4 protein-coding genes are annotated in these 2,329 nt (G+C 61.1%); 2 read left to right on the top strand and 2 right to left on the bottom strand.

Going from position 1 to position 2,329, the window contains the following annotated elements; translation table 11 throughout:
- Positions 1-452: 452 nt before the first annotated feature.
- Both EN742_RS32145 and EN742_RS32140 read left to right on the top strand, forming a co-directional pair.
- On the top strand, positions 453-767 hold the full coding sequence (locus EN742_RS32145) for a metalloregulator ArsR/SmtB family transcription factor (protein ID WP_126057165.1): 315 nt from the start codon (positions 453-455) through the stop codon (positions 765-767).
- A gap of 2 nt (positions 768-769) precedes the next feature.
- Complete coding sequence (locus EN742_RS32140) at positions 770-1,249, top strand: SRPBCC family protein (RefSeq protein WP_126057164.1); 480 nt, start codon at positions 770-772, stop codon at positions 1,247-1,249.
- A gap of 79 nt (positions 1,250-1,328) precedes the next feature.
- Here EN742_RS32140 and EN742_RS32135 read toward each other — a convergent pair whose 3' ends face one another.
- Together EN742_RS32135 and EN742_RS32130 are read right to left on the bottom strand one after the other, a co-directional pair.
- A complete protein-coding gene (locus EN742_RS32135) occupies positions 1,329-1,940 on the bottom strand; it encodes a class I SAM-dependent methyltransferase (RefSeq protein ID WP_126057163.1) in 612 nt (203 codons plus the stop codon).
- 12 nt (positions 1,941-1,952) lie between these two features.
- On the bottom strand, positions 1,953-2,329 hold a 377-nt coding region (locus EN742_RS32130), incomplete at its 5' end, for a sterol desaturase family protein (RefSeq protein WP_148670412.1).

Here is a 2,329-nt window from a genome sequence, read left to right as displayed (position 1 = left end):
ACTTAGCAGGGCGCCGCAGACTAGCACGACTAGTTTGTCTGCGATTTTGTCTGCGGAAGCGCAAACCTTCTCAGGATACGAGCCGCTACGAGACATCGGTGGAGATGCCGCATTCGGAGCGCGGTTGCGCAGCCGCGATAGTGCCAAACGCGCTAATGCCGAGTGCGCCGACAGCCACACTCATTCACATTGGTGGGACGTCCCTACGCCAGCCCGTCATCGCGGCAAAGCCAAATGAGGCGAAGGCCGAACTGAACTGACGGGCGGTAGTGACCGGCCGACGCCGCCGTAGCCGTCGGGACCGAACAGTCGGAGCGGCAGCGCCACCAAGGATGTTCATCGAGCCGAGACCGCCAATCCAGCGTTCCGAGTTGGTTTCGAAATCGAGACTGGCTGGAAACTCTATGAGGATCCAGTTGACATTTAACGCGTGAGCCGATACTAACACGTTAGTGGAAACTAACTTAAACAGCGGCTGGACGGCTCTCGGCGACACGACGAGGCGCGCGATCTTCGAGATGCTGGTCGAACACCCGAGTTCGGTGACCGAGTTGGCAAGCGCTCTGCCGGTCACCCGGTCCGCGGTTTCGCAGCATCTGAAGGTACTGAAGGATGCCAGGCTCGTGGTCGACACACCCGCCGGCAAGCACCGCATCTATCGCGTCGATCCCGATGGGTTGGCGGCTTTGCGCGCCGACCTGGACCGGTTCTGGATAAAAACGCTCGCGGCCTACAAGGAAGCCGTGGAGCAGCAGCCAAAGGAGTGATGATGAGTACGCAAGCAGCAGATACAATCGTCAGGCATTCGATCGTGGTCGAGGCACCGATCGAGCGCGCCTTCAAAGTCTTCACCGAGGACTTTGGCAAGTTCAAACCCAAGGAGCACAATCTGCTCCGTGTACCCATCGTCGAAACGGTGTTCGAGCCGCGCGTCGGTGGAAACATCTATGATCGCAGCGCAGACGGCAGCGAGTGTCGCTGGGCGAACGTACTGGCCTACGAGCCGCCGCACCGGCTGCTGCTTAGCTGGAACATCACGCCGCAATGGCGGCTGGAGACCGATCTCAACAAGACCAGCGAGTGGGAAGTGCGGTTCACCGCAGAGGCCGCCAACCGCACGCGCGTCGAGTTGGAGCACCGCAAGCTCGAGCGCCACGGCGCGGGTTGGGAAGGCGTGCGCGATGGTGTTGCGGCCGATCAGGGCTGGCCGCTCTACCTGCAGCGATACGCCGACCTGTTTGGTCGGTGACTCATGGATGAATGAAAGGTCCGCACTGGACGGTGCGGACCTTGCAGATCGGCTGCCATGTCGCAACGTGGGTTCGGTTCTACGGTACGGCGCGGCCTTCGTACATGAAGACCATCGGCCTTGGCCCTTTCGCATAGCCTGTTTGAAGATGCCCGATCTTGAAGCCCGCGCTTTCGATCAGGGTGCGGATCGGTCGGTTGAGATGGCAGCCGCCGCCGATGCGCTTCCAGAACGGCGTCAGGCGATCCTGCCAGCGTTGAACCGACGCTTCCGGCGAGAGGCCGTGTTCCACGAACAGGAGTTGCCCGCCTGGCTTGAGTACCCGCCGCATTTCGCCAAGCGCCTGGCCGGCGCCGTGGATCGAGCAGAGCGTCCAGGTTGTGACAACGGTATCGATGGAGTGACTGTCCAACGGAATTTCCTCCGCCGAGGCCTCGATGAGATTTGCTGCGCAAGTACAATGCCTGGCGGTATGCCGGGCCATCGCCAATAGCCGCGGTGACGGATCAAGGCCGATCACGTCGTGCACGGCGGCAGGATAGAGTGGCAGATTCAGGCCTGAGCCAATGCCGATCTCGAGCACGCGTCCTTCCGCGGCCGAGAGCACGCTGTGCCTGTAAGGCAGCAGTTCACGGTTGGTCATTGAGCGGTGCACCAGGCGCGGCAGCAGGACATTCTGATAGAAGCCCACGGTCCTGTCCCTTCAGTTCGCAGGTCGCCGGGTGCGCAGCGCGCAGCGTGTGACCGCACGCTGGAATTCATCGTAATAAGTTGGGTCTTCCGTTCCCATGAGCTTGTCCCACCAGGTGAAATAGAGTCCGAAATTAGCGCGGGGCCGCGCATGGTGCAGGTCGTGATGTGTGACCGTGGCCATCCAATCGAACAGAGGGCGGCCCTCCCGGTTGGCGGGAAATATCTCGTATCCGCTGTGGCCAATGGCGTTTCTGAGCATCATGTGCGCGGTGAAGATGAACGCGGCGAGCACACTGGTCGGCATGATGGCCATGAAGAGCAGAAGGAACACCGCATTGACGAAGGCTTCGCTGGCGTCGAAGGCATAGGCGGTCCACGGTGTCGGAT

It is taken from the genome of Mesorhizobium sp. M4A.F.Ca.ET.020.02.1.1, assembly GCF_004022645.1.
In the GTDB taxonomy this organism is placed as follows: Bacteria; Pseudomonadota; Alphaproteobacteria; order Rhizobiales; family Rhizobiaceae; genus Mesorhizobium.
Note: the sequence above shows the minus strand (reverse complement) of the source record. Positions and strands in the feature narration are given on the sequence as shown.

Excerpts from the sequence above, each read along its gene's own strand:
- EN742_RS32140 (WP_126057164.1), top strand. The coding sequence starts at position 770 with ATGAGTACGCAAGCAGCAGATACAATCGTCAGGCATTCGATCGTGGTC.